This window comes from Proteiniphilum sp., from assembly GCF_034927365.1.
Taxonomy (GTDB): Bacteria; Bacteroidota; Bacteroidia; order Bacteroidales; family Dysgonomonadaceae; genus Proteiniphilum.
Window position 1 is genome coordinate 55771 of the sequence record NZ_JAYFQD010000015.1, and the last position, 18883, is coordinate 74653.

General features: G+C 46.0%; 11 protein-coding genes. 4 read left to right on the forward strand and 7 right to left on the reverse strand.

The window, feature by feature from the left end:
• Nucleotides 1-12 precede the first annotated feature (12 nt).
• Nucleotides 13-2628, reverse strand: a complete 2616-nt coding sequence (locus tag VB073_RS11815; RefSeq protein ID WP_323404384.1) for an alpha-L-arabinofuranosidase C-terminal domain-containing protein — start codon at nt 2626-2628, stop codon at nt 13-15.
• Between the two features lie 48 nt (nt 2629-2676).
• A complete protein-coding gene (locus VB073_RS11820) occupies nt 2677-4218 on the reverse strand; it encodes an alpha-N-arabinofuranosidase (RefSeq protein WP_323404385.1) in 1542 nt (513 codons plus the stop codon).
• Between the two features lie 154 nt (nt 4219-4372).
• Between VB073_RS11820 and VB073_RS11825 the strand changes: the two genes are divergently transcribed.
• Nucleotides 4373-5062 (forward strand): NUDIX hydrolase, encoded by a 690-nt coding sequence (locus tag VB073_RS11825; protein ID WP_323404386.1) that lies wholly within the window; start codon nt 4373-4375, stop codon nt 5060-5062.
• Nucleotides 5063-5287: 225 nt separating this feature from the next.
• Here the strand turns inward: VB073_RS11825 and VB073_RS11830 are convergent, their stop codons facing one another.
• The 3 genes from VB073_RS11830 to VB073_RS11840 all read right to left on the reverse strand — a co-directional run bounded on the left by VB073_RS11830 (nt 5288) and on the right by VB073_RS11840 (nt 11041).
• A complete protein-coding gene (locus VB073_RS11830; protein WP_323404387.1) occupies nt 5288-7735 on the reverse strand; it encodes a sugar-binding domain-containing protein in 2448 nt (815 codons plus the stop codon).
• Between the two features lie 4 nt (nt 7736-7739).
• The gene (locus VB073_RS11835) at nt 7740-9722 is read right to left on the reverse strand and encodes a family 43 glycosylhydrolase (RefSeq protein ID WP_323404388.1); all 1983 of its coding nucleotides are present in this window, start codon (nt 9720-9722) and stop codon (nt 7740-7742) included.
• An 89-nt stretch (nt 9723-9811) separates the two neighbouring features.
• Nucleotides 9812-11041: an FAD-dependent oxidoreductase gene (locus VB073_RS11840; RefSeq protein ID WP_323404389.1), complete on the reverse strand. Its 1230-nt coding sequence runs from the start codon at nt 11039-11041 to the stop codon at nt 9812-9814.
• A gap of 153 nt (nt 11042-11194) precedes the next feature.
• On the opposite strand from VB073_RS11840, the gene VB073_RS11845 reads away from it, so the two are divergent.
• Genes VB073_RS11845 through hemN form a run of 3 tightly spaced genes read left to right on the forward strand, consistent with a single transcriptional unit; the run spans nt 11195 to nt 15848 of the window.
• Entirely contained in the window at nt 11195-13279 is a 2085-nt protein-coding gene (locus VB073_RS11845; RefSeq protein WP_323404390.1) for a TonB-dependent receptor, read from the forward strand.
• A 9-nt stretch (nt 13280-13288) separates the two neighbouring features.
• Nucleotides 13289-14503, forward strand: coding sequence for an MFS transporter (locus tag VB073_RS11850; RefSeq protein ID WP_323404391.1), 1215 nt, complete (start codon nt 13289-13291; stop codon nt 14501-14503).
• Nucleotides 14490-15848, forward strand: coding sequence for an oxygen-independent coproporphyrinogen III oxidase (gene hemN / locus VB073_RS11855; RefSeq protein WP_323404392.1), 1359 nt, complete (start codon nt 14490-14492; stop codon nt 15846-15848). Before VB073_RS11850 ends, hemN begins: the two co-directional genes overlap by 14 nt.
• Before the next feature lie 16 nt (nt 15849-15864).
• On the opposite strand, the gene VB073_RS11860 is transcribed toward hemN, so the two are convergent.
• Together VB073_RS11860 and VB073_RS11865 are read right to left on the reverse strand one after the other, a co-directional pair.
• Nucleotides 15865-16893: a hypothetical protein gene (locus VB073_RS11860; RefSeq protein WP_323404393.1), complete on the reverse strand. Its 1029-nt coding sequence runs from the start codon at nt 16891-16893 to the stop codon at nt 15865-15867.
• 94 nt (nt 16894-16987) lie between these two features.
• Nucleotides 16988-18877, reverse strand: coding sequence for an FAD-dependent oxidoreductase (locus tag VB073_RS11865; RefSeq protein WP_323404394.1), 1890 nt, complete (start codon nt 18875-18877; stop codon nt 16988-16990).
• Nucleotides 18878-18883 lie beyond the last annotated feature (6 nt).

Below are 18883 nucleotides of genomic sequence, written 5' to 3' on the forward strand. Positions count from 1 at the left end.
TCAGTCCGCTATTTACATTTTTATCCGGATTATCGAGAAGGAATATGCCGGCAACTCATAATTGAATTGTTCGGAAACGGTCAACTTTGACTCCTTAGGTCTGACTGTTTTGTCATCCGGCGATCCTTTCATTACAATCAGATCCGATTGATTGTTGGCAATATGGATATCCGACAAGTCAATGGAAGACGAAACAGGGACTGGGAGTAAATTCACCAGTTTGATGGTCAATTCATTTGTTTTAGCATCTATCACAAAAGAGGATACAACCCGTTTTCTGATATCTTCCCGGTTATCTGAACGGTTGATATTGGCTGGAAGATACTCATTTCCGGAATGATGGCCGAACAATTTCTGCACATAATAGCCGACAGTCGGCTTCACTTCGGTATTGTTGAAATAGATCAGGTCGGGATTCCATTGGGTGGATCCCTCTTTTGCCAGCAACGGGGCATAGGAAGTCATCGCCACAATATCACCATTCCGTTCGATATTGATCAGGTGCAGTGCTTCACAGAGCGCCGTCTCAAGGTTGTTATGCCGACCCGGGACATGGGCTGCATATTCACCCAGATAGACTTTAGCTTTCGATCGGTCGTACCTGTCGTAATAATCCTGATTGTTGAGATACCATCCGGGGGGTTGGTAATAGTGTTCGTCGACCAGTTTAACACCCAGTTCGGTCGCCAGATTCCAGCCTTCCACATAATCGGATCCTTCGCTAAAAGGACCGGCTGTTCCGATCACCGTTATTTCAGGGTATTTAGCTTTTACAGCGTTATATATCATCGTGAATCGTTCCACAAAAACATCCGAGATAAGGTCCTCATTACCCACACCGATATATTTCAGGTTGAACGGTTCCGGATGGCCTGCTTCCGCCCTTTTCCTTCCCCAGTCCGATTTGGCGTCGCCGTTGGCATACTCGACCAGGTTCAACACGGATTGGATATATTCATCCATCTCCTCCATAGGAATGCCCCCTTGCTGTCCTCCGATCAAACATCCATGGTGGGCAGAGTTCTGGCAGGGAACACCCGCCGTCACAACCGGAACGGGTTCGGCACCGATATCCTCGCAAAACTGGAAATATTCAAAATAACCCAGTCCAAACGACTGGTGATATCCCCAGAGATTGCGTTGTGGCTTACGCGCTTCAAGCGGGCCGATAGTGTTCTCCCAACGATAGATATTCCCGATCCCGTCACCGTGGGCCACACAACCGCCCGGAAAACGCATGAAGCGTGGTCTCAGGTCGGACAGCGCTTGTGCCAGATCAGCCCTCAGTCCGTTCCTGCGTCCCTTGAAAGTTTTCTGCGGGAAGAGGGAGACCATATCCAGGTCTACCCTACCCGTCTGTTGGGGTACCACCTCAATACGGGCATCATCTGCCGTTTTGGTTGCAGTAATCACCGCTTCCAACTTCTTCCACTCTGCACTGACTGTACGCATAGTGACCTCTCCATATACTTCACCGTTCTTCCCCGTGAGCCGCACCAAGATTTTACCTCTCACTTTCCCAGGACTTCTGGCAAACAGTGAAAGGTCATATTTTTCACCTGCCTTTACCGCGATACCGTTGAACCCTTCATTGACGAGCGCCACCCCAATTTTCTCAATCTGCAAGACAGCATAATGCTTATTATTCGGATGGATGGGGGAAACCGTATCGATCAAAAAAGTTTCTCCATTTACCACCGACCAGGCAGTACGGTTGTTCCAGTTCTTGTCCCAGCCTTCCTTATCGCTCAAAGCATATTCGAACCCGCGATTCTGCACCAACTCGGCGTACAGGCCACCGTCGGCAGCATAGTTGATATCCTCATAGAAGATACCTATCAATAAATCGCTGATTGATTTCTTTTTTTGAATAGCCGGAGAAATGGAGATGGTGACAGGATCTTTGAAATGGGCGGGATCCATCCACACCCTTTCCTCATTGAGCATCTGCCTATAGGCTCCCAATCTTTGTGAATTGATAAGACCCTCGATCACAGGCCACGCCACACAATGAAGTGTACCGGCCTGTCTTTTCCCCGCGAGGGAAATATCTTTTCTCCCCATAGAGGCACTCTTTCCTTCACTCCCGTGCCGGTCGTCTCTCCCGGCAGGCGAGTAATGCCTGAAATCAGCGGTGAAACTATGGAACACTCCCTGATCGGGTTTGTCGCTATGCCAAAGAATACGATATTCCTTTCTCTGAAGATCATAGGATATTTCAGGTTTCAGGCAATTCCCATACGGCATCAATACCGGATATGACTGAGGCTTCCAATATACCAGATCGGAAGAGACTGCATGAGCGACAGCCCCATCCTCGTTGTTCAGACTCCAGATGCAATGCCATAACCCATCGGATGCCTGATACAGAAACGGATCGTACATCCTTTTCTGGGATCCCCATCTGCCGTAATCCGATTTCAGAAAGGGATACCTATTGCCGATAGTGTGCCACTCCTTCTGATCGATACTCCATGCAAAATATAATCCGCCTCCGTTCTCCTCACCATAGGCGAAGACATATGCCGAATCGGGTTCATTCGCTCTCAGGAAAAGAGAAGTGAAAATCAAGGCACTTAGCAAAAAAAATATTTTTACAGCTTTACTTATTCTATCAATCAGAATCATTATGAGTTATTTATGCATATAAAAAAGTGTAGTAAATCCGGAAAATAACTATTCTATTTCGAGCATGACTACCGCTTTAGGAGGTAAGACCACCGAAAGACCGTTGTCGGAAAGCGAAGCGCCTTTGAAGTCGCTCACGGTCACTTTAGAGGGTTGTTCAAAACTATTATAATCGTTTATATTTTTAGAAGTAACTATTTCACCGTTCACCTTCTTCGCCGAAATACCGACCAGTTGGGTCGAAATTCGCTGTTCATTATGAGGGTCGGCATTCACCAGCGTGATATGGATTTTACCTTCACTGTTTTTCGAAGCGGAAATACTTACCGCCTCTATCTCCCTGTCCCCCTGACGATATTTATTACCGCTGAAAGAAACAGGCAGAAGGGTGGCATCCTGGTGTACCTTGTAGAGATAAAACACCCAATAGGTGGGAGTAAGCACCATTTTTTCCTTATCGGTGAGTATGACGGACTGCAACACGTTGACCGTCTGCGCGAGGTTAGCCATCTGTACCCGATCGCTGTGGTTATTAAAGATATTCAGGTTAATACCTGCCACGATAGCATCGCGCAGGGTGTTTTGCTGATAGAGAAATCCGGGATTGGTACCCGGCTCCACATTATACCATGTTCCCCATTCATCGATGATCATGCCAACCCGTTTATGAGGATCATAGCGATCCATGATTGCCGAATGTTTGGTAACCAGTTCTTCCATGAACAAAGTTTTTTGGATGGTCGTGAAATACTCTTTTTCATCGAAATCGGTGGCAGAGCCTTTATCATTCCAGTTCCGGGGTACGGTATAGTAATGTAACGACAAGCCATTCATATGTCCCCCGGCTTTCCTCATCACTGTTTCAGTCCAATTATAATCATCTACATTGGATCCGCAGGCAATCTTATAAAGATGATTATCACCATAATTGCGGCAGAAGGTGGCATAATGACGATAGAGGTCAGAATAGTAGTCGGGCGTCATATTTCCACCACAACCCCAGCTCTCATTTCCCACACCCCAGAATTTGACTTTCCATGGTTTCTCTCTCCCGTTCTGCCGGCGCAGATTGGCCATCGGGCTCTCCCCATCGAAAGTGATGTACTCTACCCATTTGGACATCTCCTCGACCGTACCACTCCCCACATTACCACTGATATAAGGTTCGGCACCCAGTTGCTCGCAAAGATCGAGAAATTCATGGGTCCCGAAGCTGTTGTCTTCAGTAACCCCTCCCCAATGGGTATTGATCATTTTGGGACGTTGATTACGGGGACCGATACCATCCATCCAGTGGTATTCATCGGCAAAGCAACCGCCCGGCCACCGCAGGTTGGGGATACTTATATCCTTCAACGCCGCTACCACATCGTTACGGATACCTCGTGTGTTAGCGATGGAGGCATCCTCTCCTACCCAATAGCCGCCATAGATACAACGTCCCAGATGTTCCGAGAAATGGCCATAGATATGCCGGCTAATGGTGCTCTGCCCACGATCGGCTTCGATGATCAACCGATTTTGAGCCGAAATATAAATAGTACCAACAAGCAGTGGTAACGTCAACAGTAGTGTTCTTTTTGAATGCATATGTTTTTAGATTTTTAGAACCAAGATTTTTAGAACTAAGAGCCAAGACTTTTCTTCGCCGTGACAAAATTAATAATAAGCGTATAAATATACACTTATTCCCCATATGTTTAAAAACATAAATATATCGTATCTTTGTAAAAAAGTATTTTTTATGGCATCGTTTTATATAGAACAAGAGAAGTTTTTATTATCGGTCGATTGCATAATACTTGGCTTTAAAAAAGGAAGATTGTATCTGTTGATCTCGAAACGGAAATTCGAGCCATTAAAGAATCGGGATTCCCTGATGGGAGGCTTTTTACGTTCGGACGAAAACCTTGAGGAGACCGTTTCTCGCGTAGTACACGAATATACCGGCATCAGGGATGTCTATATGGAACAGGTGGGTACTTATGGAAGTATCCACCGCGATGAAGGGGAACGTGTGATTTCCATCGCTTATTACGCGTTGATAGACCTTGGACTATTCGATGATGAACTGTGTAAGATACATAACGCCCGCTGGGAAGAACTGGATAAAGTCGGTGCATTGATTTTCGACCATAACCAGATGCTGAACGATACCATCGAAATATTGAGAAGAAAGGCGGCCACACAACCATTAGGTTTTAACCTGCTCCCCGAAAAATTCACCTTGCCACAACTGCAATCGTTGTACGAAGCCATTTACCAGACTACACTGGATAAACGCAATTTCCGTAAGAGGATACTCGACATGGATATCCTCGAGAAACAGGAAGACAAAGACAAATCGACTTCCAAACGAGGTGCTTTCTACTATACATTCAACAAGGAGAAATATGATGAGTTGCTCCGCAAAGGATATTATTTCTCCTTGTGAAATACTTACTCCTTTAAATACCCCACAGGTACTACAAGCACACCATCTCCAACCTTATCCATATTTTAAAAGAAAACATCTTCTTGGTTTTGACCTGTGGAGTCGAGAAACTATCAAATAGAACTCTATATATGTGCTAATCTACCTATACAGCATCGCTAATTACACTTTTCCATATAAATAACAACAAAAAAAATACACTTTTCCAAAAACTGAGGTGGAAAGTTAAAAAATTCCCGACAGCAACACTATCTCCACGGGTTCCAGCCAGGGAGAGGTGAAGCTTATCTTAATCTCGCCCGCTTCACCGGTCGCTTGTACGTATGCCAATATTCTCCCGTGAAAAACACGGTGGCGGTTATCGGTATAATCACTCATATCAGAATTATTGCTCGCCTCCAACCCGAGGAGCCTGGCGGGACCGGATATCCGGCAGGTCACCTCATCATCCGACAACATCACCGGAATATCATCTTCATCCACTACCTGCACCACAATATGGGCCACCCCTTTATCGCTCTTTATCTCTTTATCGACCTGAACGACCTTTAATGCATGGGGGCGTTTCGAAGTTTGTATCGAATAACCGGAAACAGGGTTATTTTCCTTGTCCAGGCCTACTACTTCCAGTTTTCCGGGATTGTAAGGGATATCCCAGAATAGGATGCCGGTATTGTCGTCATACTCCTTTGTCTCACCTACCTCTGCTCCATTGAGCAGTAGCTTTGCCTTTACAGCATTGGTATAACAAACCACCCGGATAGTTTGGCCCTCACGGTAATTCCATACAGGCCACGCATCCATGGAAGGCGCACCTTCTCTTCCACGATCTCCACCCTGCACGGGATATGTTCCCAGGTACGCCATCGGTTTGTCCGACCACAACGACTGGCGGAAGTAGCCTCTCGGTTTGATGAAGCCTCCGAAATCGAGTAAGCCGGAATAGAACCCTCTTGAAGGCCATCGGCCCGACTCACCAAGATAATCGATGCCGGTCCAGAGGAACTGTCCAAAGATATGCTCCCGGTCGCGCGTAGCTTTCCATGCAGGCATATCGTGCCGGTTCTCACTACCGTAAATCACCCTGTCGGGATACTTTTGATGGTCACTGTCGTATTTATCTTCGGTATAGTTATATCCTGCGATATCCAGTGCTGCAGGATATTCCGTTTCATTCGACATGGCCACACCCGCCAACCCGGCAGTGACAGGGCGCGTATGATCATATTTTTTCACCACCTTTGCCAGGCGTTTCGCAATATCACCCAACTCCATTGCATCGGGAGCATCGGGATTGTATCCACCGTAAGAGGCCTGCGTAAATCCAGCCTTTTCACCGCCAAGCACCGGATGTGAATAAGGATCGTTGGGATAATCCACCTCATTGCCAATACTCCATGCAAAGAGAGAGAGATGGTTGCGGTCACGCCGTACCAGATCAGCCAGATCAATCTCTCCCCACTCCTTGAAAATATCGTAAGAGCCCTGAAAGCCGGGAGTGCCCACGTTCCACCCTTCTATCCATTTACGTTTGGGGAATACCCACTCGTCGTACATCTCGTTGAGCACCAACAGCCCTATCTCATCGCAAAGGGCATAGAGATCGGTTGATTGGGGATTATGGCTGGTGCGTATCGCATTCACACCCACATCTTTCAATGTCTGCAACCGTCTTTTCCATACATCCCGTGGGACGGCTGATCCCAATACACCGGCATCATGGTGTATGCATACCCCTTTCACCTTCATCCATTCACCGTTGAGGGCAAATCCCTTATCCGGATCGAAGGTATAGCTGCGGAACCCTGTACGGGTTGTGGTTTGATCAGTTTCAATTCCGTCCTTCAACACGGTAGTTTTCAACTCATACAGATTCGGTGCGGATAAAGACCAGAGTGCGGGTTTATTCACCTTTAAGGAGGTCGTCAGTTTATTCCCGTTGCCCGGCTTCGCAATAAGTTTTTTAGAATCTTTTGCAACAAGCTTCCCATCAGCAGCATACAATTCATTTAGAATCACCAAAGATGCATTGATCTCCTCTTGGTTATTTATCTCAATCTCCACATTCAGTTGATTGCCATTCTTCACCTTCTCCGGATAGGCATACACACCCCATTGGGCAATATGCACCGGACTGGCATATACCATCCATACATCGCGGTAGATACCCGAGCCGGTATACCATCTCGAATCGGCATACTGGCTGTGATCTACCCTCACTGCTATCAAATTCTCTTTTCCGAATTGAATATAGGGAGTGGCATCCACCATAAAAGAGATATACCCGTTCGGACGCCTGGCCAGCGACTGCCCATTCAGGAACACTTCGCTGCGGTTATAGACCCCCTCGAAATAGAGATATACCTTCTGTCCTTTTTTGTCGGCCGGAATATCGATGGTTTTACGATACCAGCCAATTCCACCCGGCAGGTAGCCGGTACACGCTGCATTGGCAGGACTCAATTGCCCTTTCACGCTCCAGTCGTGTGGTAACGACACTTGTTGCCATCTCGAATCATCCAACGTAACGGATTGTCCGTCACGCACATCATTCAGGGTAAACTTCCAATCGTCATTTATCTTCTCAGGCAAACCAAAAGACACCTGTGCCCGAAGAGAGTGTGTAATGCTCAAAACCAATAAGATTGCTATTGACAGCGTTTTTTTCAGCATGCTATTATTTCTTTGTATTTTTCTGATATACACGCACGTAGTCTATTTCGTAATAAAGCGGGAATGCCGCATCATCGGGTGTGCCGCCGTGTTGGCCGCCAATTGCCAGATTCAATAACAGGTAATGGGGCTGCTTGAACGGGTTTTTGAACTCTCCCAGCGATCCATTCACAGTTTCTGACAGGAGTGTTTCATTCAGCAACTCATCATCGAGATAAAGCCGGATGGCCTTTTCATCCCAATCCATTCTCCAGACATGAAACTTATCCGCCCAATGGGGATCCCTGTCGGTAAAATGGGTAAACGGGGTTGCCGAAGTGTTCCACTTGGCATTCCATCTCTTCTCGGTACCCCATGCCGTATTGGCCAGGATATGCGGTACCCCGTCAACACGGTAATACTCCATGATATCGATCTCGCCGTTGGACGGCCACTCCATCTCCGTTCCCAGCGTCCAGATAGCAGGCCAGGCTCCTCCGGCTACCGGTATCTTCGCACGTATCTCGAACCGGCCATACAGGAACTCCCTATTACCCTTTGTCTTTATGGAAGAAGAGGTGTATTCGATATACTCCCGGTTGCGGCGCCAGTCGTTACTCCCCGACTGATACAACGGATTCTCCCTTTTCTCTTTACGTGCCGAAATCACCAACAGGCCGTCACGGCATACCGCATTTCCTTCCTGGTACCATTGCAGTTCCTGATTACGGGCAAAGCCCTGCTCAAAAGACCACACTTTACTATCGGCAGCACCGTTTTTGTCGAACTCATCATTCCAGACAAGCTTGTATCCTTTTATCTTACCGGGGGTAGAGGAGTCTGTATTTATCTGATCAAAGATATTCAAGTCCCATTGATCGAACCATTTGAGTACCGGCAATCCGTTTTCGAAAAGGATGGGCAGCCATATATACCTACCATCGATCGGATTCTTCGGCCTCCAGCGGTCCGCCATAAACAGGAAGGCGTTCTGCTTTCCCTGCACGGGAAGAATATAAGTACTCTGCGAATGAAAGGTGAGTTCCGCATCTTCTCCCCTACACGGATTGGAATGCAACGTCCATTCCCCCATGATATGGTCGGCTATCAGTAAACGGGCGGCATTGGGATCCCAACCCGTACATCCTGAAGTGATCATAAAATAACGACCATCCTTTTTGAAGATCGCGGGCGCTTCGTTGTGCCCTCCCGGCTCAATACGGATATACTTCCCGGTATAATCCAGATAATCATCCGTCAGCTCTGCGATGTGCAGCGTGAGGTTATCTTCGGATGAATAGATATGATAAGCTTTGTTGTCATCATCCACAAACAGGGTCATATCACGGGACATCTGTCCCCCTTCAAAGTCACGACGGGTGAATAGTCCATCTTTTATCGCTGCCATCCATTCGGTTGTCCACCATTTCTCAAAATCGGAGGCTTTTACGGATGAATTGCGTTGTGCTTCCGTCATGTTCATCGGCCATTTTCCGGGATTGGGTCTACCGTTTTTCAGCAGCTTATAAGGTCCCGTCACACGATCGCTTACCGCTACGGCTACCTGAGCGGCATCATAACCCCTACCTTTCAATTCCAGGTGGAAGTACATCACAAATTTCCCGGTTTTGGCATTATAAATCACCTTGGGCCGCTCGATAGTACTCCCTTTAACGATCGGGCTCTCCGGATCGTCACTCACGGGTAGCGCTATCCCTTCGTGTTTCCAGGTATAGAGATCGGAGGAAGAGTAACAGGTTACACCCACCAACGCGGCGTTAGAGCGTTCACCCTTATGTTCCCCAAACCAGTAATATTTACCCTTGTGAAACAGTATTCCCCCACCATGTGCATTGATGATATTTCCATCGGTATCAAACCATTTCTCTCCCGGGATAATCAGTTTCTCTACGACTCCATCATTCTGTACCACGGATTTACTTTGCAAACCACAACCATAAATCAGAATACAGAACAGAACCAATAGACGAGTAGAATATTTTTTCATTCAACTATTTTTATTAAAAACATTTACAAACTAAATAATTATCAATAACATAACGAACACGGAACAAATGAATCTGATTTTCACACAGGCTACCGTGCCGATAAGCGGTCGAACTCGTCCAATGAACGGTGCACACAATCTTCCAACGAAAGGCCGTAGAAATAATTACCGAGCATAAAAATGGAATCGTTCCTACGCACATTTTCTATCTGCTGGGCCATCCCCCTGTGTTGTAATCTGAGTGAAGGCAGCAGATGTGATGTGAACTTCGTCTCCACGATATCCTCCTGGCTGATTCCGAGCACTCTGCAGGCAAGACCGGATATGCTCTCCTTGTCTTGTTGCTGCTTTCCGTAATGAAAAGCAAAACCACGCAGGGTAGGATGATCTACCCCATCCCGGGATACCGCCGAAAAGAAATCATCAGTCACAGGAATAATTCCGGCGACCTTTTCCAGCAGTAAACGATCTTTCCGAACAACTACATTGAATGTCCCCGATTCAACCAAGGGTATGGTATCCAGTAGCTTCGCTATCTCCGGCTCTATCTTCTCCAGCAACCGGGACGCAATATGTGGCGAAGTAGCGAATGCGATACGTTTGGCGTGGAATCTATTTCCTTTCCGTGTGGTAACAGAATAGATATGATCGATATATTGTACTTCGGAGACCTCTTCATCCTTCAGATGGTTAAACCCACTGGTGAGGATAATCTGCTCCAATAAGGAAGCAAAACCCCGCTCAAAAGTAAATTTCCGGGGAAATTGTTTCAATCGCTCTTTCCTCCCTTTCAGGAAAAGTTCGGCAGGATAATCATCTGCTTTCTGGCAGATCACTGCCCGGAACATGTTTGAAAACAGGCCATCATAATTTCTGGCACCGACGATCGGCCTGAAATAATCGCGAACGGTCTTTCCACTCCTGGAAGCAAAAAACATGCGGGGACCATGCATCAACAAAGAAGGTATCGACACCTTACTCATCGGACTCATTATTTTCCCATCGACATAAAGCATATATTTATGCCCTTCCAAAGGCCGGACATATTGTTCGATATGCAAACCGGAAACCATCGACAACAAGCGGGTATAGGAGTTATAACAGGTATGTGCACCCATTTCCGACCAGAAACCGGGATCGGAGGATGATACGTAGGTCTGTACCTGGCCTCCGAGACGCTGCTCCTTCTCAAGCAGGAGCACACTATCACCGCACTCATGCAGCTTATGGGCGAAAGAGATACCGCTTATACCTCCGCCAATAACAATACAATCATATAGAGTGGGATTTCCATTTGTTTCCATGCGGCAAAATAACATGAAAAATCTCGTATTTCCAAGCATGTGAAACGAAAAACTTTTTGGTTACGGCAAATTTTGTTTTTATCAAACGGATCAATATCACTACTTTTAGTGATTGCAGCATAAGCTTTTCCACCCTACCTTTGTCCGCTAAAAATTAAAGTATTCCACGTGAACAGATCTATTTTTCTTATTGCTTCATTATGTATGGTTTCCTCTTTGATCAGGGCTTCCGAGCCTCTTGTCGATAAAGATTCAACCCGCACGTATACGATCGGTGAAATAGAAGTTGTGGCGTTCAAATCCTATAAGGATCTATCGATCCAACCGGTATCAGCGACCATTCTAACCAAAGAGACGATAAAAAACCGTAATTTTATCAATATAAAAGAGATATCGGCTTTTGTCCCGAATTTTTTTATGCCCGACTATGGTTCCAGATTGACCTCTCCCGTCTATATACGGGGGATCGGTTCCAGGACTAATGCTCCATCCGTAGGGCTTTATGTGGACGGAATACCCTATTTCGACCGCTCCTCCTACGATTTCAATATCAATGACATTGAGAAGATTGAAGTGTTGAGAGGCTCCCAGGGTACAATCTACGGCCGGAACACGATGGGAGGAGTCATCAATGTATATACGAAATCACCTTTTCAGCATAAGGAAACCACCTTCGGAGCCACAGTGGGGAATTACAATCATTACAAGGTGGAAGGTTCGCATGTGGAACAAATAAATCAAGCACTGGGTTATACCGTTTCAGCCAATTATAATCATCAGGGAGGATATTTCGACAACCTTTATACTGGAAACAAGGCTGATGGATCAGATGCCCTGGCTGGACGTGTCCGTCTGGGATGGCAGATCAACCCACAGTGGGTAGCCTATCTGACCACGGCCTATGAGTATTCCGACCAGGACGGATACCCGTATGGCCTGTATGATACTGAAACCAACAAAGCGGAAGAGGTCAATTATAACGAACGCTCTTACTACCGGCGCCACCTGTCGAATAACGGCCTTCACCTGAAATACAGAGGTGCGGATTATCAGATAGATTCCCAGACCTCCTTCCAGCACTTTAACGGAGAGCAGGGAATTGATCAGGATTTCACACCGGCCGATCAGTATTACGTCACTTTTACGCATCAGCAGAACATGGTATCCCAGGAGATCAATGCACAGTCATCGAAAGATACACCTTACCAATGGCAAACGGGGATATTTGGCTTTTACCAACATTACAGCCAAAATAATGATATCGAATACCGACAATCGGGAAGCAACAAGATCACCAACACCAAGAATCCTTCATCGGGATTTGCCCTGTATCATCAATCCACCTTCAACGACCTGCTGAAGGACGGGTTGTCTGCCACCCTCGGTTTACGGTACGACTGGGAAAGAATAAAAATGGAGAATCGGACAAGAACCGTAGTACCTACCATCAAGGAAGATGAACCCATCCATAAGAAAAACAGCTATTCGAGGCTGACCCCAAAATTTTCCATACAATACCTGACAAACAAAAACCATCTGGCTTATTTTTCACTCACTCAGGGCTATAAAGCCGGGGGATTTAACACTGCGGCCGACCGTGAAGAGGACTGGGTATTCAAACCCGAATATAGCTGGACCTACGAGATCGGATGGAAAGGAAGCACTTTTGAAAACCGTTTACAGACTGAGATAAGCCTATTCCATATCGATTGGCGTGATCAGCAGGTAACACAGAAGAGAGCGACCGAACAGGGTTTCAAACTGAGGAATGCCGGCAAGTCCACCAGCAAAGGGATAGAAATCACATCTCATATCCGTCCGGTGGACCAATTACATTTCCTCTTAAACTATGGATATACCTATGCGAAGTTCAGGGAATACCTGTATGAAGAAACCCAAAATATCGATTACGGAGGAAACTTCCTGCCGTTGGTTCCCCGTCATACCTTTAGCTCAGCAGGAGATTACACGTTTAATATAAGGAGAAGACATCTCCAAAACATCGTGTTCAATATGGAATATACCGGTATCGGTAAACTCTTCTGGAAGGATAACAATATCGGGGAACAGCCCTATTACCATACATTGAACGGGAAAGTATCGTTCCTGTGCAAAAAGATGGCACTCTCCTTCTGGGCAAAGAATATCACAAACAGTTCCTATATCGCCTACTACTTTGATTCAATGGGAAAAGAATTTGCCCAAAGGGGTAAACCTTTCACCATGGGTACTGATATACAATTAACCTTCTAAATGTTTCGTATGAATATTCAAAAAGGAGGCAAACTGTTCACCTTTTTCAGTCTCTATATTGCGCAGTCGATACCGATGAGCTTTTTCTCGACGGTATTACCGGTGATTATGCGGCAACAAAATTTCTCACTGGAGTTGATCGCGATGTTGCAATTCCTGAAACTCCCGTGGATCCTGAAATTCTTATGGTCGCCCGCCATAGACCGGACAAGTACCCACTTAAGCCATTACAAACGTTGGATCTTTTCTTCGGAGATGATCTATGCCGCCATAATCCTCACCGTCTCGTTTCTTGATTTTCAAGTCACACCACTTTTGATTATCGGACTCATCCTCTGTGCATTCGTGGCTTCCGCCACCCAGGATATTGCGACCGATGCGCTGGCGGTTATTTCCTTCAGCAGGAAAAACAAAAGCCTGGTGAATAGTATGCAATCGATGGGTAGCTTCGGCGGTGCTATGGTCGGTGGTGGCCTGCTACTCCTCATCTATAACCGGTTAGGATGGGAGACTCTCCTACCCTTTCTGGCTCTTTTCACGGTAATCTCCATCATCCCGTTAATTTTCTTCAAGGAAAGACATATGGAAGAACCCATTCCTGAAAAGAAAATAGAAAAGATACACCCCAATGATCTACTGGGGTTTTTCAAACAAAAAGGTATCTGGAAGCAAATCGTTTTCCTGTTTCTCTATTATATGGGCTTGATCGGTATTTTGGCAATGGTGAAACCGATGCTGGTGGATTATGGGTATGGTATGAGGGAAATCGGTATCATGTCCGGAGTGATCGGATCCTCTATCGGATGCGTGGCTTCATTGGGAGGAGGATTTATTGTGCGTAAGATCGGCCGTAGGACCTCCCGTATCCTGTTTGCTTGCATGACCTTGATTGCCGCGGTCTATTTTTATTGTCTGGCGACTTTCCTTCCTGTCAATCTCACCACGCTGCACCTGGGAATTATCTTGTTGTGGGCAAGTTACGGGATGTCCACGATCATTGTGTATACCACCGCGATGGATTGTGTGCGGAAAGGATATGAAGGCACCGACTTCACGATCCAGACGGTGATTACCCATCTGAGCAGTATGGTCATCGCGGTGCTTTCCGGAAAGTTAGCCGGAAGCTTCGGATACGACACTCTTTTTCAGGTCGAGATCGGGATTGCAGTGCTTTCGCTGATCTATATTATTATTTTTTTCCGTAAGTCGTATGATCGTAACTAAATACAACGTCCCGGTTCCGAGATACACCAGTTATCCACCGGCCAATTTCTTCTCACCATCGTATACCGCAGAACAACATCGGCAGGCGGTCATTGAATCGAACAACATGGAACCGTCTCATATCTCGATCTATATCCATCTGCCGTTTTGTTTCCACATGTGTTATTATTGCGGTTGTAATGCTTTTTTGCTGACGGATAAATCCACAGCTGCCAAATATGTGGAGGCAGTAAAAAAAGAGATGCGACTGATCTTTCCAATGCTCTCAAAAAACCGGAAAGTATCACAGATCCATTACGGGGGAGGTACCCCTACATCTTATTCCGTCAATATAATAAAAGAAATCAATAACCTTGTCTTTGATGAATTCGAATGCATCGAAGATCCCGAAATCGCCATCGAATGTCATCCCGGATATCTGTCGGAAGAATATTGGGCCACATTACCGGAGATCGGGTTCAACCGGATAAGTATCGGCGTGCAGGACTTTAACCGGGAGGTTTTAAAAGCATCCCGCCGGAAACCATCCCGGCTGGAAGTGGGTGAGATTATAGCCAAACTACATCAACAGAATGTATCGGTAAACCTGGATTTCATTTACGGGCTACCACTGCAGACGGAAACATCGTTTGCCGAAACGGTTCTGGAAGCTATCCGTTTGCAACCCGAACGGATCGTTACTTTCTCTTATGCTCATGTACCCTGGGTGAATCCACTGCAGAAGAAACTGGAAGAAGTGGGATTACCCACTGCTCCTGAAAAAGAAAAGCTTTTCAATACCGCCTCCGGTTTGCTGCAGGAAGCGGGCTACAAAACGATCGGATTGGATCACTTTGTCTTACTGGAAGATGAATTGTATAAAGCAGTGCAGGAAAAGACGCTGCATCGTAATTTCCAAGGATACTGTACCCGAAGGACTACCGGTCAGGTGTATGCTTTCGGGGTGACGGGGATCAGCCAGTTAGCGACGTCATACAGCCAGAATACAAAAGATATTTCCGGTTATATCTCTCAGATTGAAAAGGGGGACTTACCCATACTGAAAGGGTATGCATTGAATCCGGATGAACAGGTCACCCGTGCCGTTATCACTTCGCTGATGTGCAATAACTACGTCAGATGGCAAGAGGTTGCAGCATCATTCCGGACGACACCGGAAAGAGTAAAAGCAACGCTGCACTACGATGAAAAAAAATTGTGCGAAATGGAGGAAGACGGACTGATCGAATGGGATGATGAGGGCATCCGGGTACGTCCCGAAGCCACTCCGTTTGTCCGCAATGTGGCTGCCACACTCGATAAGCTGATGCTCTATACCGACAAGCAATTCTCAAAACCGATGTAGTTGGAGACAGCAGTGATTAATGTAACCTCCTGATGTTTTCAATAAAACTCCTGGTAAGCCGTGATGTATACGGGTCGGAATGAGAAGCCAGTTTTTCCAGTCGCTCACCTATCTTCTTATTTTCCTTTATTGATTTGTCAGTGGCCATCTGCTTCTCGATGATTTTAAAAACATGATTGAAGGCTCCCTGATTGATAGTACCGGCATAACACATGTCGAGCATAAGGATGATAGCATCAGGAAAAAGATGTTCGACTGCTTGTATTTTATAGATGATCTCATATTTCACTGCTGGACGCGCTCTTTTGATGAATCCTACAAAACGGGACTGTTTCTCCGGATTCGATAAGTAATCCGGGGTAATCAAAGAGATAGCCTTCTCCGCAATATGTATGTCTTCAGAAGCAATGAAATTTAAAATCCGGGATTCAAATATAGAAAAATATTTATCATTATTTCGGATATTCTCCAGGGCAAATAATTGCTGGCGGTTAGTTCCGTTCATCAAACGGGTAAGGTATTCCGGACTGATTCTTTCTTTTAACAGGTTATCTATATAGGCTTTTGTTTCACCATATACGGTATGCCATAGCGTATAACAGGTAAACACCGCATCATCTACAACATACTCTTTCAGCGAAGAGGAAGTAGCCCCCGAATAGCCATCCACCTCAAAAAAAGCCTCCTCCGCTTTACTAATCTTCTCGTCAACCGTAAGGTCTTCATAACCGAGATCCTTTAAAATGGAGACAGTATCCGACAGGATTTCATCCAGCCGGATATAATCCTGTGGGTTGAAAGGAGTATGGTCCGATTTGGTCAAAGGGTCATCCTCACTCAATTGTATTCCCAGATAATTGGCTGTTTCATCCCAGAAGATCCATAACCTAACCATTCTGCAGAGACCTGAAATACATATATCCTTAAAGAAATAACGTCCGAACCAGATAGTCAAACCATTTTCATCCTGTAATTCGATAATCTTATCATCCGATAAACTATCTTTTGAATTTTCAAGAAAATGAGTAACTTTAACACCCTTCATTCCCAAGAAGTCCTTTTCAGGAATTTGGAAAACCGTACTACCGGACGGATAATCTACCCCACCCAGTAGTATAAAACAAGAAAAAAATAATAATTTAATCTTTACCATAAGGGGGGACATCTATCGAACTCTTTTTGGGTCCCAATGATCCACCTAAATTATAGTTTTGCATATTCTCCACATCATATTTACCAACTCCCGTTTCCATCAACTTTTTCAAATCATTGAGATGATTGTTATAAACACCACGTGGGTTGGTATTGTTCTTAATAGCTATAGATGCAGCCATTCCTACCACTTCTCCCATGATCCCGGTGGTGCGCATCACCCGTATAGTACCTAACGCCACATGCGTCACACTGATATTCCTACCGGCCATGAAAAGGTTGTCGACATTCCTGGAATAGAGACAACGATAAGGTATGGGATAGGGATGAATAGGTTTATGCACGGCGATCGACAAGAACTCGTTACCGGGAAAATGCTGCGTGTTCTTGGGATCGGGATAATGAAGGTCTATTGTCCAGCTTGTAGGTGCGGAAGCATCGGGATAAATAATGAAATCGGTCAGATCCTGTTCTTTCAGAATATGATCACCCAACAACCGTCGTGATTCCCGCTTGCCGGCAATATAAGCGACCCAATCCAGCCTCCGGTTGGCATAGTTCTCTTTTTTAGCGCTGAGGTTCTTCAGCCACGACCAGTTGGAATAGACTACCATAAGGCCATAATCACGAATACGTTCAAACTGTGTGATCTGATCATAATTCATCCCGGTCTCCCACGTCCACTCACCCATGGTCACCTGTTTTGCACTCTCGTCATTAAAATCTACTCCATATTGGAATATCGGAAAATCGACAGGTTGTTTTTCTTGCGCAGAGTACCATTGTACGGATGCCCCCATGGTCATCTTGTCCGGTATTTCGGGAGCGGTAGCCTCTCCGAATTCCTTTTTGGCCTCGCGTCCCATGGCATAATCGGCGCCGGCAAGAAAACCGACTGTACCATCACCCGTACAATCTGCAAACAACGGTGCGGTGAAGGAGAGTTCCTGCGCAGTTTCAATATGACGGGCATAAACCTCTTTAATGGTGGATCCTTCTGTTTTGACGGCAAATGCCCGCCAATTGGTAAAGAGTAAAATATTTTCTTCGGCTTCCACCATCTGCATTTTTTTCTCATCCTCATAGAATTCCGCCGGTTGGGCATTGCCACCGCGCGAAGGGCCAATTTCCTTGACCACATCACCCAATGCAGGATAGGGTTCTACTTTAATTCTTCCGCCAAGATGCACCCTCACTTCCGAACTGTTGTTTCCACCGAGGACAGGCCGGTCCTGAATCAAAGCGACTTTCAATCCTAATCGCGCGGCAGATATGGCTGCTGTGGTACCGGCGACTCCACCTCCCACAACCACCAGATCAAATTTACCGGCGTTCTCCGGTACTTCGGGAATACCAAGTTGTTGTTTTCTGAATTGATCTAAAGCTTTGGGGTCATTAGGAGGGGGAACATTATCCTTCGTAAAATAGATTGCATCCACCCGGCCGTTGAATCCGGTGAGGTCCTGCAGTCCAATCACACTATTTCTTTTCTTTATATTCACGGTTCCAACCTTTTGCCAATACCACTCCTTACCTGCATTGCCCAGTACCGATCCTATTTTCCCTCCATTGATCATAAGCTGGAATTGTCCGGGTCCCTCTCCTTCATACCATGGTGAAGTCCAGTTGAAAGTACGGACATACACATTGTATTTCCCGGTCCGGGGAAACTCGACAGATGTCTCGGCGTTGGCTACCGGGACACCCATCCCATGCGCCATAAGATAAGGAGATCCCATCAAGTCCATAAACTGCTGGTCGACCACCCAGCCTCCTTTCTCTCCAAAGCTCTCTGCTTCTACCAGAAGGGATACCGACTGCGCTGCTACCAGATTCACAATCATCGAGAAGAATAAAATTACACCATATTTTTTCATAAAATC